Genomic DNA, 16,073 nt, shown 5'->3' on the forward strand with positions numbered 1-16,073 from the left:
GAGCATTGAATGAATTGCAGAGAAATTGAGGTTGCACGGGTAGGAGGAATAGACATGAATGAAGACAATCCCGGCCATAGTCAGCCGGAAACGGAGAACTGCCTGGAACAACTGCCGGTTCGTCAAGACCGGGACAAAGATCAGCAACAGCAGCAGGAAGCAGACTCTATCCAACCTCTGCAGGTTACACCAGAGCAGAACAAGCTGCTGGAAAGTGCGCTGCGAATCAAGATTATGCATGCGCTGGCAGATGAACCGCTAACCTCCAAGCAGGTTGCCGAGAAGCTGCACAAGACACCCGGCAATATCCACTACCATATCATCAAGCTGTTCGATGGCGGACTGCTGGAGCTTGTCCGTACGGAAACAGCCGGAGGCATTATCCAGAAATTTTACCGCTCCAAAGCTACCTTCTTCCGCTCTGAGAACTTCAGCAGCTTCCAATTCCGCAAAGAGGATACAGTGGAGCATTTCGTTACAAGACTATCCTTGTCACCCAGTGAGCTGAAGGCTTTCCAGCAAGAGATGATGAAGTTCATTTCCGCCTGGGAATCGAAAGTCACCCATGGAGAGGAATACGGTATCGATGTCATTATCGGCCGCCTGCATACAGATGCCCTTATAGAACCGGAGGATGGTCCCTAAATGATCCCTACTGCTGCACCCGAACATACCAAAAACAATCCGCTGCGCCGATTTGCCGAACCCTTTGCCAAATCACGGACTTTCCCCTTTTTGTGGCTGGGAAATTTGATTTCCGTCCTGGGCAGCTCGGTGACCATGGTCATTCTCCCGGTTATGGTCTACTCCCTTACTGGATCAACAACAACCATGGGTTTCGTAATGGCGATTTATATGCTGCCCAATGTGATTATGCTGCCGATTTCCGGGCATATTGTTGACCGCTACGACCGGGTCAGGATTATGATGATTGCCGATATCGCCCGTTTTGCCGTCATGATCATAACAGCCCTGCTGGCTTTGACCGGTCTATTGACTGTTCCGCTGCTCTGTATATTTGTAGGTGCTTATGGTCTGTTTGACGGTCTGTTCCGTCCCGCCTACGCTGCCGTCCAAGCCTCCGTGTTCACTCCGGATATCCGGGTTGCCGCCAACTCACTGTCGCAAATGACTATACAGATGGTTCGTTTAATCGGCCCTTCACTCGGAGGACTGCTTATCACCTATCTCTCGGCTGGGGTTGGTTTTGGGCTCGATGCTTTTACTTACCTCTTCTCCCTGGTCTGTCTCGTCTATTTGCGCAAAGCGCTGATGCCTAGAACACAGGCTGCAGTGTCTGCAGCCTCGTCACCTCAGGCACTTGAAACCGCCGCAGCTGCGGCAGCCTCTCCTCATAACGACTGGAAAGAGGATTTCAAAGAAGGCATTGCTGTATTGCGCAGCAATCCCTGGTTATGGATCACCATCCTCGCCTTCTGCTTCATCAATATTTGTTACGCCGGCGTCACCAGCATCCTTGTGCCGTGGCTTTTCAAAGTTCATCATGGCTGGGAGCCATATGTATACGGGCTTGCCGGTACATTCTCCGGTGTCGGAGCCATTCTGGGCGGGCTGATTATCGGCATGAAGCAGAGATGGAATCACCGCGGCATCATCGCCTACGGAGGAGCATTTCTAGGCGGCCTCGCGTTGCTTATCCTGCCGTTTGTTACTAGCCCTGCGGCAGCTATTGCCTTGTTCGCCCTTGAGGGATTCGGCCTCATGGTCTTCATCCTCATCTGGGAGATCAGCCTGCAGGAGCTTGTTCCGCAAGAAGCCTTCGGACGTGTAGCCAGTCTTGATCTATTCGGCTCCTTCGCCTTGCTGCCCGTCGGCTATATCCTTGTAGGCTGGCTCGCCGATCTTATAGGCGGTGTAGCTACGATTGCCATTTTCTCCGGACTTGGCATGGCCTGTATCGCTCTTGTTCTATGTGTTCCTGCTATCCGCAAGTTCAATTAAACATTTTCAGCGTAAAGAGAATTTTATAAAAAGGCAGCACCGCGTCAATAGACGGATGCTGCCTTTTTATGTAAGTGAATTGTTTTCTTCACCCGTTATTTATGAGCTCTCAAGTATCGGTTATTTCTTAACTTGCGCAAGCACGAAGTCTTTAATAATTTCTGATAAACGTTCCGGCGCTTCATACATACTCATGTGGCCTGCTCCGGAAATCGTTGCCTTGGTTACATTCGGCTTATCGGACGTAAAGGTCCGCTCGGCAGGAATCAGACCGTCTTCCGCGCCGGCAACGAGCAACACCGGCAGTGCGGTAGCCGAAATGACATCACGGCGGTCAGGGCGCTCGCGCATGGCTAGTGCGGCACCGGCCGCGCCTTGCGGAGGTGTTCTATAGCCGATTTCCTTCGCCCGCTGCAACAGCTGCGGTGCTGCAGCAGGAGCGAAGAGTCCAGGCACCAGTCCGTCCACAAACGTAGTAATTCCATCGTTCTGGATCGTACTGACACTTTTCAGGCGTTTCTCCCTGGCTTCTTCACTATCAGGATAACCCGTGGAGTGAATCAGTCCGAATCCCTTCAAACGTGAGGCATGCCGCTGGGCAAAGGACAGCGTTATGTAGCCGCCAAGCGAATGACCCAGCAAGTAACATTCAGGGATTTCCAGCGCATTCAGCAGGGAAAGAACATCATCGGCCATCTGATCGATGCTGTAAGCTCCGAGCGGAGCATCCGAAACTCCGTGGCCGCGCAAATCCGGTGCGATCACCCGGTAGCTTCCGCTAAGATAAGGGATGACCTGCTCCCAATATCCGGAGCTTCCGCAAAAACCGTGCAGCAGTACGATAACGTCGCCTTCGCCTTGATCACTGTAACAAATATTGGTTCCATCGCATCGAACGTTTTCCATGGGCTGATTCCTTCTTTCTATGTAGTAGCTACACAAGGTATACCGATGAGTCTGCAATTAAATGGAATGCCATTTGCTTGTCTTAATTATTTAAGCAGAACCGCCCGTCTTGAAACTTCTCTCCTCTATTTCAACCCAAAGCCTTCTGCCGCAGCTGTGGCAATCTCTCCAGCCATAACCATTACCCTGTGCAGCGGCGTCGTCTGCAGGGTCCGGTAAGGGCGGGGTCCGTTAATATCGACAATTGCCGCAAGACTATAATGCCCGACTGCCGGCAGACTCACACCGACCGACTGCGCTGGCTGCAGCGGCTCACTGGCTGCAAAATAACAGCCCAGTGCCGCCGGCGGTCCAAGACAAGCATCAATGGCAATAATTATCTGCCCTACGGGAATCCCAGATATCCGGTTGACGAGAGTATCCGCATCGCAAGGCGATGGAAGCGTGCCTACAACATTCGGGAAGCCATGCTCCACCAGTCTGCTTCCGGTCAGCGGTCCAAGGGCATCCCCTGTGGAGCGGTCGGTACCGATGCACAAGAATGTAACCTGCTCTGCCGAGTGATGATCCGCAATGCTTTGGAAGAAGGTAATCAGCCCGGCCGCGTCTTTTTTAACCCGTTTTCTGCTCTCCTGCTCCCTGATCGCCAATTCCTGACTCCCTCCTGTCTATATAAGTTGAACTTTAGATTTACCGAGCCGGCATAGAACGCAACTGCGGTGAATGTTTGGACTTCCGGCCGCTGTTGTCTACAGATTTCTTGATTTATACCGCTATGTGCGGTTGAAATCCGCAGACTGCTTATGCTTTCGAAGCGAGCTTTCCTACGGAAAGCTTTCAGGCGGTCGCTATCGCTCCTACAGTTCCAAACTTCCCCTCCGCTGCTTTTGCCTCTAGGTAGTTCTTTAGTTCATCTTATATAGAAACCTTCGTTTATTTCTTTTAATTTAACATGATTTAGATGAAGCCAACAAAAAAATGGTGTTTCCTTCCCCAATCATGATAGAATATTTGAATCCAAACACAGAGAGGACTGTTTAACCCCATGGATTTATCGCAGCCCAGCCAGGAAAATGTGGAATATATGATCGAGGGCATCAAGACCAAGCTGAAGATGGCCAGCGCCGCAGCCATGCAGGCTTCTGCTTTCTCAGTGAACAACTATGAGGATATTCTTGATATTTATGAAGTTGCCATGAGCAGCGAGCGGCTCAGCATCTCGCAGGTGGAGGCGCTTGTCTCCGAGCTTGGACGCCTGCGTAAGAAATAGAAACAAGTGGAAACGGCTTCGCCGTCCTCAAAAGGGCGGTATCCGTTTCAGCGAGAAATAGAAGAATAATTTATAGCGCGAAGCATATAAATTATTATATTTTTCAAATAACCTGTCATGCAGAGGAGCTCCTTGCCTACGATTCCATCCGTGCGGATGGCCGTCAGGCAAGGAGCTCCTTTAGGATTTATTATGCTTACAAGTACAATGCAACGGGCAAGATTTAACGCTTACGGCAAATCAATCAGTATGAGTTCCGCTTCGCCCTCACTGCCAATGCTTTTGATCGTCAAGTCACAACCCTTGCGGATACGTGCGGCATCGCCTGGTTTCAGCTGAAAAGTTCCATCTGAGCAAGAGATCTCTACATCCCCGGAAATAAGGAAGATGTGCGTCCGCCTGTCTTCTTTTTGCGCATAATGAAGCTCCCTGTTCGTGTCCAGCACCGATAGATAGACAGTTGCATCCTCGCCCACCTTCAATGTGCCTTCCTCACCACTCCCCGAAACGACTGGCAGCAGCGTGTTGCTCTTGAACTCACGCGGGAAAAACTTTGCATCCCAGTTCGGCGCTAGCCCCGGTGTGCTAGGAAGCAGCCAGATTTGCAGAAACCGCACATTGTCGCTTTCCGAAGGATTGGTCTCCGAATGATTAACCCCGGTTCCCGCACTCATGACCTGAACTGTGCCTGCCTGAATATCCGCATGATTGCCGAGGTCATCCTGATGCTTCAGTACCCCGGAAACGACATAGGTGATAATCTCCAGATCATGATGCGGATGCTCATGCATCCCTTGTCCCGGTTTCAGCTCATTGTCATTGTGTGCGAGCAGCGCACCAAAGTGCGCATTGCTGGGATCATCATAATCGGCAAAGGAAAAACTGAACTCACTGTGAATCCATTCTCTATTCGAAGTATGTCTTTCTGCTGACGTAACTACTTTTATCATAACCATGCACCTCCAAAGATGTTGGAACCTTCTCCGTGCTTAACGGGTCGAAACCGCTCTTCGATTTAAATTGTTATAGGCGCTTTAATTAAGTATTTCTTACCCTGTTCCTTTCCCGCTCAATCATTAATGATTACTCCGAAAGAAGCAGGACGAGTAGGAAAGAACACACAATTTACTATCAAGTGTGAACTTTCGTATTTCCGCATGAGGATATTTGTAAAGCTCCATATTTCGTTGTTTTTAATAGGAAAATCTCCCTTTGTTCACGTATCCTGCTCTAGTCTCCCCCATTCTTCTCCATGCTTGTCTGCTGTTTCAGCCTATACGCCAACGTTTATATACCAAGTAAGATACTTCAGGCTATCCTGAATTCGAATGACGGCAGCCGCCTAATTTCGGAATACCATAATCTAATGAGGAGTGATTAATCATGAATAAAGCAGAAACGGAACATCCGGTAGAAAGCGGAAGCACTTTTTTCAAAGGAATCTTTATTGGGAGTTTGCTCGGCGCTGCCGCTGCGCTGTTGTTCGCCCCTAAGCCCGGCCGTGAAATGCGCAGTGACTTGTCTGATAAGCTTACGCTGGCTACAGACAAAACCAAAGAGGTTGCAGGTGTCGTGACGGACAAGACCAAAACAATTGCGACTACGGTTGGGGAAAAAGCGACCGATCTCGCAAGCACCGTATCGGCCAAAGCCTCCGACATCTTCACTACCGTAAGCGACAGCAAACAGCAAATTGCTGCCACCTTGGCGGAAACAGGCAAAAAACTGGGCGATTCCATCAGTGAAGTCTCCGAAAATGTTGCTTCTGACGTAAAAAATGCGTCTAAAGATGTAGCAGAGGAAGCGAAGAATGTAGCCGATGAGGCCAAAGCATCCTCTAAAGAGGTAGCTGATGAAGCCAAGGATGCCAAAGAGGAAGTAAAAGCGTCTTACAAGTCTTCTTACTAAACTGCGGTGATTCGCGGCTTGATCTAAATTTGAGAACAGCCAGCTCACCGCAGCTGGCTGTTGTTATGAGGAATGCAGCTTCTTCTTCGAAAGAAGCTGCATTTTTATCAAAGCCCTTATACGGCTAAGGAAAGCAGGGACGCCTTATGGGAGATGCAGGCAGCAAGACCAAAACCTACGAAGTCGAAGAGCATCCCTTTGAATTGCGGCATGAAGTTAAACGGCTGAACGCAAGGCTCGACAAAATTGCCGATTCACTGGAAAAATCCGAATTCAAGGATATTCTTGAGAATTATACGGACCCCAAAAAGCGGATTATTACGAATCTTATGGCCGGGATATCCCGGGGTCTCGGACTTTCACTCGGTACATTCGTGATCCTCGGCTTACTGGGTTACATTCTCAGCCTGTTTCTTGATGTACCCGTTATCGGTGAATATCTTGGAGAAATCAAAAAGTATATTGATGCCAACAGTTGATGCCAATAGCTGATAACATCGTTATCCACCCCGCTAAGCAGTTTGTTCAGCAGACTGCTTAGCGGGGCGGATGTGTATGTCCGCTTCAGGCTGAATACAAACAAGCAGAAGGATAATTTATAGCGTGAAGCAAATAAATGCTTATATTTAAAAAAAGACATACCCTTCCCCGGCGGGGATAAGGCATGTCCTAATCTTGGGGACTAGCGATAACAATCAATAGGAGGAGTTCGCCATGATCTGTTTCAGCTTCTCGGTGGCCCGCTTCTGGATCCGTGAGACGCTCATTTGTGATACACCGAGCTTCTGCGCGATGGCACGCTGCGACTGACCGTCCTGGAACGCCAGCAGCAGCACCTGCTGCTCTTGCTCCTTAAGCTGGCCCAGCGCCTGCTGGAGATCCATACGTTTCTCTACAGTCTCATAATCGTTGGCTTCGGAGCTGATCAGCTCGCCGAGCGTAGCGCCCGTCTCCTCTTGCGAGAGGGGCGAATCCAATGATACGTAATGATAACATTCCCTGCCGGCCAGTACTTCCACAGTTTCTTCCACAGTAAGATCAAGATAATGGGCGATCTCTTCCACAGCAGGAGAACGTTCCAGCCTGATGGTAAGTTCATCAATGGCCTGCTGCACAAGGGCGCCTTTCTCTTTAATCCGTCTTGGGACCTGTATGTACCAGGATTTATCCCGCAGGAAATTTTTCATATGCCCGATCATGCTCTTCATCGCATACGGCTCAAACGGAATGCCCAAGCTGATATCGTACTGCTGCAGTAGCCGGATAAGCGCCATCTGCCCAACCTGATACAGATCTTCATAAAGATCCGGACGGTTGCGGGCAATTTTCCCGGCAGCCATCTTCACCATCGGCTCATATTTCTTGATCAGCACGGTGGCAATTTCATTATCCTTGGTCTGCTGATATTCCCAGATCAAACTTACTGCTTCGTTCATGGACTCTGGGGGAGTCACTTTATCACTCATACTTTCTCCTCGCTGAAATTAAGCCGCTTAGTCAGGGTAACGACTGTCCCTCTCCCTGCTTCACTCACGACGCTTACGTCATCCATGAGCGCTTGCATTAAATAAAATCCCAGTCCGCCAACCTGAACATCATTCAGCTCTTTATCATGCAGCGTTATGCGTCCGTCGGGCGAATCCAATTCGTCAAAGCTCTCCCCTTCATCTTTGACGGTGATGGACAAGGCACTTGTACCTACTTCAAAGATTACATCGACCAAACCATCTTCTTGGCCGTACGCATATAAAACAGAGTTATTACAGGCTTCCGAAACCGCTACCTTCATATCCTCAATATCTTCATAGGTAAAACCCATTTTTGAGGCAATGCCATATAAATTCAGTCTAACGATATCGACATATTCTGCACTCGCAGGTAACTGAAGAACTACTTTTTGCACGTCATCACTCATCCTTAGTTCGATCCTTTCCTAGTGGGAATTCTCTTGGGGGGCAAAAAACTTAGAAATACCGGTCATATCAAACAGCTTCTGGATTTGCGGCGGAACTTCTTCAACGGTAAACTTAACGTCCATCCCGTGTCTTGCTTTGAGGATCGAGAGCAGGATTCCAATACCGGTGCTGTCAATATATCTCAAGTCTTTCAGATTAATAACGAGGTCAAGCCCCGTATCTCCCACAAGCGGCTCCATGACCAAACGGAAATCGGGAGCAACAGACAAATCTAGTTCTCCAATCAGGGAAACCGTACAAACGCTGCCTTCAGTTTCGGTTTTTGCATGGAACTTTTCGCTTTTATGTGTATTCATAGACAACTCTCCTGATTAAATGTTTTCTTTACCAATAACCCTAAAGACCTAGGTTTGAAACAAAATAACTAATTCTGCATCATTGGAAAATACTGGTTCATGTTTTGAAAAGGGTTTTATTTCGCCCATTGACGTGACTATCCTGTCTTGAATAACGGGCAATAATTTGTTTAATGCTGCTGAGCTTCAGCGGCTTGCTGATATAACCATCCATGCCTGAAGCCATGCAACGGTTCTGGATACCCTCCATGACGTTGGCCGTCATCGCGATGATGACTGCTTTCTCGGAGGATGGCCCATGACTGATCCGGATTTTGGAGGTCGCCGTCAGACCGTCCATGACCGGCATCTGCAGATCCATAAATATAAAATCATAAGCATAGTTTATTGCCAGCTCCACCGCCTGGCTGCCGTCCTCGGCGACGTCGGCGTCATAACCCAGCTTATCCAGCATGCTGACCATAAGCCGCTGATTGATCGGGTGGTCGTCTACAACCAGGACTTTTCTCCGCCATCTCTGGTTATCCACGTCTTCATACGGCTCCACCTCTTGAAATCCCCTTGCCAGCTCATCCTCAGGCAACGCTGCCTGAATGGTGAATACAAAGGTCGCCCCTTTCTCCTCCATCGATTCTACGCGTATGTCGCCGCCCATCATCCCGACAAGGGATTTGCAGATTGCCAGCCCGAGGCCGGTTCCACCGTATTTGCGAGTCATAGAAGAATCAAGCTGGGAAAAAGGCTTGAACAGACGGTCACATTTTTCCGGAGAAATCCCGATGCCCGTATCCTTCACGGTAAATTCAACTACCAGTTTATTATCAGCTGTTGGCACGCTGGATGCAACAAGGTAAACTCCGCCTTGATTGGTAAACTTCACCGCATTGGCGACTAAATTGATTAAGACTTGACGCAAACGGGCCATATCTCCGTAGATCAGCTTTGGAAGATTCTGATCAATGAAATAGGCCAACTCCAGGTTTTTCTTTCCTGCTTCGGCAGAAAACAAGCTAAATACCTCCTGAACGGTGGTCTGTAGCTCAAATAACTGCTCTTCCATTTCCATCTTGCCGGATTCCATCTTCGTGAAATCAAGGATATCGTTAATGACCGTAATCAGGGTATCGGCGCTTTTGCGGATAATCTCCGTATACTCCTTCTGCTCCGGAGCCAGCTCCGTTTCCATCAGCAGGTCAATCATACCCACCACACCGTTCATCGGCGTGCGAATCTCATGGCTCATCATAGCCAGGAACTCGGTTTTGGCATTAGCGGCAATCTCCGCCGCTTCCTTAGCCTTAACCAGCTCTCCGTTGATTTTCTCCAGCTCCTGCGTCTTTTGCTGCAGCAGCATAGACTGCATCTGATGTTTCTTGTTAGTTAAGTGCATGTTAACGAAGCCCTCAATCTTAGACTTCAAGATCTGCGGAATGAAGGGTTTGACCATATAATCAATAGCCCCGGCAGAATATCCCGCGAACAGATGCTCCGCCTCTTTGCTGTTGGCAGAGATAAAAATAATTGGAATATCCTTCGTCTTTTCTCTGGCTTTGATTAATTTGGCGGTTTCAATACCATCCATACCCGGCATTTGTACGTCCAGCACAATCACCGCAAACTCATATCTTAACAGACATCTCAGCGCTTCTTCACCGGAATTGGCTTTGACAAGCTTATAGTGTTGACTCTCAAGCACAGCTTCAAGCGCCAGCAGATTTTCAGGACGGTCGTCAACCAGCAATATATGAATTGGTTCTTGAACCCCCATAGGCCCCTCCTATCCCGCTATTTGTTCTTACGATAGATTTTTTCTACTCTATCCAGTGGTTCGTAGCTGTCGCTATACTTGGTGAAGTGAATAGATTCTTTGGAACCGAGCACCAGGACTCCGAACCGGCTGAGGCTCTCATAGAACAAGCCGTGCACATGGTCGCGAAGTTCATCATTGAAATAGATCATGACATTCCGGCAAAAGATGACATTAAATTCGTTGAATGAGGTGTCTGTTGCCAGATTATGCTCTGCAAAGATAATATTTTTACGCAAGTACGGCTGTAGAATGACTGAATTGTATTTCGCTGTATAATATTCAGAGAATGCGCGGGTCCCGCCCGCCTCCATATAATTCTTGGTATACTGCTTCATCTTACCGATCTCATATACGCCTTCCTTAGCCTGCTGCAGCGAGCGTTCGTTCATATCAGTGGCATAGATGCGCGCCTTGTCGTAGAGCCCTTCCTCGTGCAGCAGAATCGCCATGGAGTATACCTCTTCGCCAGTGGAGCAGCCTGCATGCCAGATCCTGATATAAGGATAAGTCCTCAGCAACGGGATCACCTTTTGGCGGAAAGTTAAAAAGAGGCCTGGATCCCGAAACATTTCCGTCACGGGGATGGAAAGGCTGTAGACGAACCGTTCAAAGCAGGCGCGGTCATGCAGCACCTTCTCCTGCAGCGCAGATATGCTCGGCACATTCTCGGCATGGACGTGATGCCAGATACGCCGTTTCAAAGAAGGCATGGCGTAATTTCTGAAATCATATCCGTACAAGCGATGCACGCCGCTCAGAAGCAGCTCAATTTCAATCTGCTCCAGCTCCTGCTTGCTTCCCGATTGGGTGAGCTCCTCATCATATCCCCGTTCCATAGCTGTCATGTTATCAAGGCTCCCTTGCATTTGCCGTATTTCCGGTCTCTTGTTTGTTGGTGCTGTAATGCTATTACCCCAAATTTACGCTTACGAATACAACCAAACGCGCATTAAAGAAAGTAGCTGATCGGTACCGATCGGTTTCTTCATATAATCCGAAGCTCCCGCTTCAATACACTTGGCCCGGTCTTCCTTCATCGCCTTGGCCGTAAGCGCGATTATTGGCAATTTATGATACTGCGGCATCTGGCGAATCCGGCGCATCGCCTCATATCCGTCCATTTCCGGCATCATCATATCCATGAGCACGAGATCAAAATCTTCCTGTTCGACCAGCATATCGAGTGCTTCACGGCCATTCTCTGCGAACTTCACTTCCATGTGGTATTCTTCCAGCACACTGGAGAGGGCAAATACGTTGCGGATATCATCATCCACGAGTAAAATCTTTTTCCCTTCAAACAGTTCTTCTTTATTGTGCAGCTTTTGCAGAATTTTACGCTTATCCTCCGGAAGATTAGCTTCCACCCGGTGGAGGAATAGGGTAGTCTCATCCAGCAGTCTCTCCGGCGAGCGCACATCCTTGATAATGATCGACTCGGCATATTTCCGCAGCTGCGTCTCTTCCTTGCTGTCCAGATCCTTGCCTGTGTAGATAATGATCGGCAGATCATTCAGTTCCTCATCATCGCGGATCTGATCAAGCAGTTCGAAGCCGTTCATATCGTCAAGCATCAGGTCAAGAACCATGCAGTCGTATTTCTGCTTACGCAGTTCACCGAGCGCTTCTTGTCCGGTTGAAACCGCCGTAATGGCGACATCATCATGGCCGATAAGCTCCATAATGGAACGGCGCTGAATTTCATCATCCTCGACAATCAGCAGATGCTTCAGGGTACTGGCTGTGTAGCTCTCAATTTGTGAGAATGCCCGCTCCAGTGCCTGCCGGGTCGAAGGTTTTCTCAAGTAAGCCATCGCGCCCATCATTAGGCCCTGCTTCATCTCATCATTTACAGAGATGACATGAACAGGAATATGCCGCGTTTGTGATGCGCCCTTGAGCTCTCTGAGTATCGCCCAGCCGTCCATAACCGGCAGCTGGATGTCCAGAATAATCGCATCCGGCAGATGGGATTTAGCCATTTGCAGCCCGATATCCCCCTGCAGCGCCACCAATCCCTTGAAACCGCGTCCGCGGGCCATATCGAGCAATATTTTGGCAAAGCTCTCATCATCCTCAACAATAAGCAGAACCTTATCGTTTGCCGTCAAATTCTCACGGTCATCCTCAACTATCACTGGGTGAAGCGGGGCAGGTATGACATCTCCGGATTTAGCAGGTTGTAGTTCCTCCACGTATTCTGCCAGTGTCGCCGCCTCTTGGGCCGCCGCCACCTCAACTGCCCCTGGAAGCAGGCTGTAATTCCCTTGGACCGGCAGATACAGCGTAAACGTGCTACCTTGCCCCTCACGCGACTCCAGCCCGATGGCCCCGCCCATCAGCCGTGCTAACTCACGGCTGATCGACAAGCCAAGACCGGTGCCGCCATATTTGCGGCTGGTCGTCCCATCCACTTGCTGGAACGCCTCAAATACGATATCTGTCTTGTCTGCAGGAATCCCGATACCGCTGTCTTTCACAGCTATGGAAATATACTCATACTCCGGCGGAAGGAAGGACGGTAATTGAGCAGGCACTGCACGGCTTACCTCAAATCCTACATAACCCTCGCTGGTAAATTTAAAGGCATTAGACAACAGATTGCGCAGAATTTGCTTCAGGCGATGACTGTCTGTAAATAAACTGTCCGGCAGCGGCTCATTAAAGGAAAGACGCAGAGACAGCCCTTTCTTAAGGGCTTGAGGGGCAAAATTCTGTTTCACAAAGGTTTTGAGCTCCGTCAGCGGAACTTCTTCATAATTCAGCTCCATCTTCCCTGCATCAACCTTGGAAAGATCAAGAATTTCATCAATCATCTTCAGGAGATCCGCACCGGACATATAGATCGTGTGCGCGAATTCAACCTGCTTTTCCGACAGGTTACCCTCTTTATTCTCGGTAAGCAGCTGTGAAAGGATAAGCAGACTGTTCAGCGGAGTCCGCAGCTCATGGGACATGTTGGCCAGGAATTCTGATTTGTATTTGCTCGTTACAGCAAGCTGCATCGCCTGCTTCTCCAACTGGACACGGGCGTGCTCAATCTCATCCTTTTTCTCTTCAACCTCCTGGACCTGATCCTCCAGCGCGCGGGTTTTGGATACCAGTTCACTATTGTAGTGCTCCAGCTCTCCCTGCTGCCGCTGCAGCAGCTCCTCCGAACGTTTAAGCGCATCGGTCTGCTCCTCCAGATTCTCGTTGGAGCGGCGAAGTTCTTCCTGCTGGGTCTGCAGCTCCTCCGACTGGCACTGCAGTTCTTCCGTGAGCGCCTGTGATTCGCGCAGCAGCTCCTCCACCACGAGTCTGCGGCTGATATTGTTCAGGATGACACCAAGATTATTCGTCAGTTGATGCAGCAATTCATTCTGCAGCGCGGTGAATGGCGTAAAGGAGGCAAATTCAACAACGCCAAGCAGTTCATCCTCAAACAACAACGGATAAATAGATATATGTTGAGGATGGGAATCGCCAAACCCTGAGGAAATGGAAATATAATCGTCCGGAGCCTCTGTGAGTTTGATCGGCTTCTTATCCAGGGCGCTTTGTCCGACAAGCCCTTGGCCGATTTCAAACCCTTCCTTCGGCTTGTCGCCCCCTTCACCGGCATAATAGCCGCTGGCAGTGAGCAGATTAGGATTGTTGCTATCCTTCAAATAAACCGCACCGTATTGGGCTCCCAGCACAGGAGTGAATTCGTTGATAAAGGTCTGCGACACCTGATTAAGTGAACTGACGCCGCGCAGCAATTCTGTTACCTGTGCGATATTCGCATTCAGCCAGGCCTGATCGCTCTGAGCCTGCGCATAAGCTTTTTCCAGCTGCTGCTTTTGTTCGATGTCCTCTGCCATCTCCTGGAATACTCGGGCTACATCACCGATTTCATCCTTAGAGACTACCTTGAGCCTGCGGATTGCCCGCATCTTGCCGTTTCCGAAGCTGGTAATCATCATGGAAACGACATTAAGACCGCGCGTAATGCTTGGAATCACCCAAAGGACGACACCAAGTCCAAGCAGCAGCCCAACAATCATAATCATCATTACCATTTGAATGGATCTTTCATAAGCTTTCTGCGCGGTGGCATTTTCTTCGGTCATCTGATAGGCATTGTAATCAGCGAGGGCATTCAGACTGTCCAGCACCTCGTTCTGAATGGCCTGTCCCTCTGCGTTGCGGTAGGTGTTGGCATTCTGAAAATAACCGGCTGTAAGCATCTCCAACGCTTTATTCTGATAGTTCAGGTAAGCGGAATTAGCTTTCTTAATCCGGCTCAAAAACTCCATTTCCTCCGCAGCACTCATCGAAGCTTCTATGGTCTTCAAATACCCTTCCGCCTTGATAACTTTGCCGTCTATCTCAGTTTTCTGGGCTTCCACAGACAGCGTATCAGCATTCAGCATCGATGTGGTCAGGATCCGCGCCATATCATTGACTTCGCCCCGAAGTCCGGAGATCGCACGCCCTTTGCTGTATCTGTCCTGAAAGCCGTCTAGCTGGTTGCTCATATAATTAAGCCGATCGTATCCAATCAGCGTAAGTGCCAACATAATTGCCAGCATCGCGCTGAAGCCGATCAGCAGCTTGGCCTTTATCTTCATTCCTTATCCGTTCCTTTCTTCAGCGTGATCCACACCAGGCATTTGTCGTCATCACGTTCCTGATCCGCTTCATCTGTGAAAAAAGCCTCCTGCATAACCTCTTCACGCCATTCGTGGTCCCCGTTCAGATTTCCGATCATAAAGTCCAGTTGCTCTTCCTGTTCACCTGGGGCCATTTCCAGCAGACCATCAGTGTACATTACCAGATGCCCTTCCTCTTCGAAACTCAAACTCTGCGGCTGAATATCAATTCGGTCGAACAACCCGACCGGATGGCAGTTGCTCTCCAGCAGCACTGGTTTCTTGGCGTTGCCTTCAAAGAGCAGCGCCGGCGGATGTCCGGCATTTACATAGTCAATTCGCTTCATTCGCGTATCAATCACAAGATAAATCGCGGTAAAGTAATACTGGACCAGCTGTTTCTCGATATAGAGCTGGTTAAACCGCCGGTTCAGCTCTTGAATTACCTTCTCTGGCTCCACATACGTAGTCACAGTATCCTTAAGCACAGAGGCCAGGAACATACAGAAAAGCGACGAGGAGATCCCGTGTCCCATCATATCCAGCAGGATCACAGCATACCTGCCGTCTCCCAGCGGATACCAGGCATACAGGTCCCCAGCCAGTTCAGCGGAAGGCTGATAGATGGCATGCGCCTCCAAAACCTCATCCGTAATCGGCAAACTGAGTACAGCATTCTGCACAAGTGCTGCAAGCTTCAATTCATCCTGCATCCGCTGATCCCGTTCTTTATGCCAATCCTTCTCCCGCTTAAGGCGGAGCGCCAGCCGGATACGCGCCATAAGTTCAACCTTGTTGATCGGTTTCGTAACATAATCCACAGCTCCGGCATCCAGTGCCTCCGCCAATTTCTTGGAATCCCCCACAGCGGTAACCATAATAATCGGAATATCCCTTAGATGCTCATATTGCTGAACCACACGGCAAGCCTCGATTCCATCCATCTCTGGCATCATCATATCCAGCAGAATTAAATCGATATCCGACTGCTGCGGTCCTTTCTTTTCGCCTCCAATGCCAAGCAGTTTCAGCATTTCTTTGGCGGATGATGCTGTTATAAAATTTCGATAGTCTTCTTTTTTCAGGATTTCACGGATAATGATTACGTTAGTCGGGTTGTCATCTACGATTAAAATTCTCAAGCATCTTCACCTCGCACGATTAGTATTAGAGCCGTACAAATCCCTCACATCTATAATTCTATCATACGATATTTGAACGCCGTCTTTCCAATTACCAACAATCTACCAGGAGAGTAATATATTGTATCAGCATTCAACAAAGTAACCTCCAGCCCCACTAATTATAGTGGAGCTGGAGGTTACGCTA

General features: G+C 49.2%; 15 protein-coding genes. 5 read left to right on the plus strand and 10 right to left on the minus strand.

The window, feature by feature from the left end; genetic code table 11:
- Positions 1-54: 54 nt before the first annotated feature.
- Together NSS79_RS29830 and NSS79_RS29835 are read left to right on the plus strand one after the other, a co-directional pair.
- Positions 55-645, plus strand: coding sequence for a winged helix-turn-helix domain-containing protein (locus NSS79_RS29830; protein WP_342437246.1), 591 nt, complete (start codon positions 55-57; stop codon positions 643-645).
- Complete coding sequence (locus tag NSS79_RS29835; RefSeq protein WP_342437247.1) at positions 646-1,962, plus strand: MFS transporter; 1,317 nt, start codon at positions 646-648, stop codon at positions 1,960-1,962.
- A gap of 120 nt (positions 1,963-2,082) precedes the next feature.
- Here the strand turns inward: NSS79_RS29835 and NSS79_RS29840 are convergent, their stop codons facing one another.
- Positions 2,083-2,868 (minus strand): alpha/beta hydrolase, encoded by a 786-nt coding sequence (locus NSS79_RS29840; RefSeq protein WP_341379829.1) that lies wholly within the window; start codon positions 2,866-2,868, stop codon positions 2,083-2,085.
- A 125-nt stretch (positions 2,869-2,993) separates the two neighbouring features.
- Entirely contained in the window at positions 2,994-3,512 is a 519-nt protein-coding gene (yyaC, locus tag NSS79_RS29845) for a spore protease YyaC (RefSeq protein WP_342440465.1), read from the minus strand.
- Positions 3,513-3,913: 401 nt separating this feature from the next.
- On the opposite strand from yyaC, the gene NSS79_RS29850 reads away from it, so the two are divergent.
- Entirely contained in the window at positions 3,914-4,138 is a 225-nt protein-coding gene (locus NSS79_RS29850) for a DUF1128 domain-containing protein (protein WP_342437248.1), read from the plus strand.
- Between the two features lie 230 nt (positions 4,139-4,368).
- Here the strand turns inward: NSS79_RS29850 and NSS79_RS29855 are convergent, their stop codons facing one another.
- Complete coding sequence (locus NSS79_RS29855; RefSeq protein ID WP_342437249.1) at positions 4,369-5,088, minus strand: pirin family protein; 720 nt, start codon at positions 5,086-5,088, stop codon at positions 4,369-4,371.
- 433 nt (positions 5,089-5,521) lie between these two features.
- Here NSS79_RS29855 and NSS79_RS29860 point away from each other — a divergent pair, with 433 nt between their 5' ends.
- Positions 5,522-6,046 carry a YtxH domain-containing protein gene (locus NSS79_RS29860; protein WP_342437250.1) on the plus strand — a complete coding sequence of 175 codons (525 nt, stop codon included), beginning with the start codon at positions 5,522-5,524 and terminating at the stop codon, positions 6,044-6,046.
- A gap of 146 nt (positions 6,047-6,192) precedes the next feature.
- On the plus strand, positions 6,193-6,525 hold the full coding sequence (locus tag NSS79_RS29865) for a DUF5665 domain-containing protein (RefSeq protein ID WP_038596579.1): 333 nt from the start codon (positions 6,193-6,195) through the stop codon (positions 6,523-6,525).
- Positions 6,526-6,741: 216 nt separating this feature from the next.
- Here the strand turns inward: NSS79_RS29865 and NSS79_RS29870 are convergent, their stop codons facing one another.
- The 7 genes from NSS79_RS29870 to NSS79_RS29900 all read right to left on the minus strand — a co-directional run bounded on the left by NSS79_RS29870 (position 6,742) and on the right by NSS79_RS29900 (position 15,886).
- Complete coding sequence (locus NSS79_RS29870; RefSeq protein WP_076113333.1) at positions 6,742-7,512, minus strand: sigma-70 family RNA polymerase sigma factor; 771 nt, start codon at positions 7,510-7,512, stop codon at positions 6,742-6,744.
- Positions 7,509-7,961, minus strand: coding sequence for an anti-sigma B factor RsbW (gene rsbW / locus NSS79_RS29875; RefSeq protein ID WP_342437251.1), 453 nt, complete (start codon positions 7,959-7,961; stop codon positions 7,509-7,511). Before rsbW ends, NSS79_RS29870 begins: the two co-directional genes overlap by 4 nt.
- Before the next feature lie 18 nt (positions 7,962-7,979).
- Complete coding sequence (locus NSS79_RS29880; protein ID WP_038596585.1) at positions 7,980-8,318, minus strand: STAS domain-containing protein; 339 nt, start codon at positions 8,316-8,318, stop codon at positions 7,980-7,982.
- Positions 8,319-8,415: 97 nt separating this feature from the next.
- Complete coding sequence (locus tag NSS79_RS29885) at positions 8,416-10,086, minus strand: response regulator (protein ID WP_342437252.1); 1,671 nt, start codon at positions 10,084-10,086, stop codon at positions 8,416-8,418.
- A gap of 17 nt (positions 10,087-10,103) precedes the next feature.
- On the minus strand, positions 10,104-10,973 hold the full coding sequence (locus tag NSS79_RS29890) for a protein-glutamate O-methyltransferase CheR (RefSeq protein ID WP_342437253.1): 870 nt from the start codon (positions 10,971-10,973) through the stop codon (positions 10,104-10,106).
- 81 nt (positions 10,974-11,054) lie between these two features.
- Positions 11,055-14,723 (minus strand): response regulator, encoded by a 3,669-nt coding sequence (locus NSS79_RS29895; protein WP_342437254.1) that lies wholly within the window; start codon positions 14,721-14,723, stop codon positions 11,055-11,057.
- Positions 14,720-15,886, minus strand: coding sequence for a fused response regulator/phosphatase (locus tag NSS79_RS29900; RefSeq protein ID WP_038596593.1), 1,167 nt, complete (start codon positions 15,884-15,886; stop codon positions 14,720-14,722). Before NSS79_RS29900 ends, NSS79_RS29895 begins: the two co-directional genes overlap by 4 nt.
- Positions 15,887-16,073: the final 187 nt, after the last annotated feature.

Source organism: Paenibacillus sp. FSL L8-0436, assembly GCF_038593025.1.
In the GTDB taxonomy this organism is placed as follows: Bacteria; Bacillota; Bacilli; order Paenibacillales; family Paenibacillaceae; genus Paenibacillus_AQ.

Coding starts and splice junctions, on each gene's coding strand:
- NSS79_RS29850 (WP_342437248.1), top strand. CDS start 3,914: ATGGATTTATCGCAGCCCAGCCAGGAAAATGTGGAATATATGATCGAG.
- NSS79_RS29855 (WP_342437249.1), bottom strand. CDS start 5,088: ATGATAAAAGTAGTTACGTCAGCAGAAAGACATACTTCGAATAGAGAA.
- NSS79_RS29835 (WP_342437247.1), top strand. CDS start 646: ATGATCCCTACTGCTGCACCCGAACATACCAAAAACAATCCGCTGCGC.
- NSS79_RS29870 (WP_076113333.1), bottom strand. CDS start 7,512: ATGAGTGATAAAGTGACTCCCCCAGAGTCCATGAACGAAGCAGTAAGT.
- NSS79_RS29895 (WP_342437254.1), bottom strand. CDS start 14,723: ATGAAGATAAAGGCCAAGCTGCTGATCGGCTTCAGCGCGATGCTGGCA.
- rsbW (WP_342437251.1), bottom strand. CDS start 7,961: ATGAGTGATGACGTGCAAAAAGTAGTTCTTCAGTTACCTGCGAGTGCA.
- NSS79_RS29860 (WP_342437250.1), top strand. CDS start 5,522: ATGAATAAAGCAGAAACGGAACATCCGGTAGAAAGCGGAAGCACTTTT.
- NSS79_RS29830 (WP_342437246.1), top strand. CDS start 55: ATGAATGAAGACAATCCCGGCCATAGTCAGCCGGAAACGGAGAACTGC.
- NSS79_RS29890 (WP_342437253.1), bottom strand. CDS start 10,973: ATGACAGCTATGGAACGGGGATATGATGAGGAGCTCACCCAATCGGGA.
- NSS79_RS29865 (WP_038596579.1), top strand. CDS start 6,193: ATGGGAGATGCAGGCAGCAAGACCAAAACCTACGAAGTCGAAGAGCAT.
- NSS79_RS29885 (WP_342437252.1), bottom strand. CDS start 10,086: ATGGGGGTTCAAGAACCAATTCATATATTGCTGGTTGACGACCGTCCT.
- NSS79_RS29880 (WP_038596585.1), bottom strand. CDS start 8,318: ATGAATACACATAAAAGCGAAAAGTTCCATGCAAAAACCGAAACTGAA.
- NSS79_RS29840 (WP_341379829.1), bottom strand. CDS start 2,868: ATGGAAAACGTTCGATGCGATGGAACCAATATTTGTTACAGTGATCAA.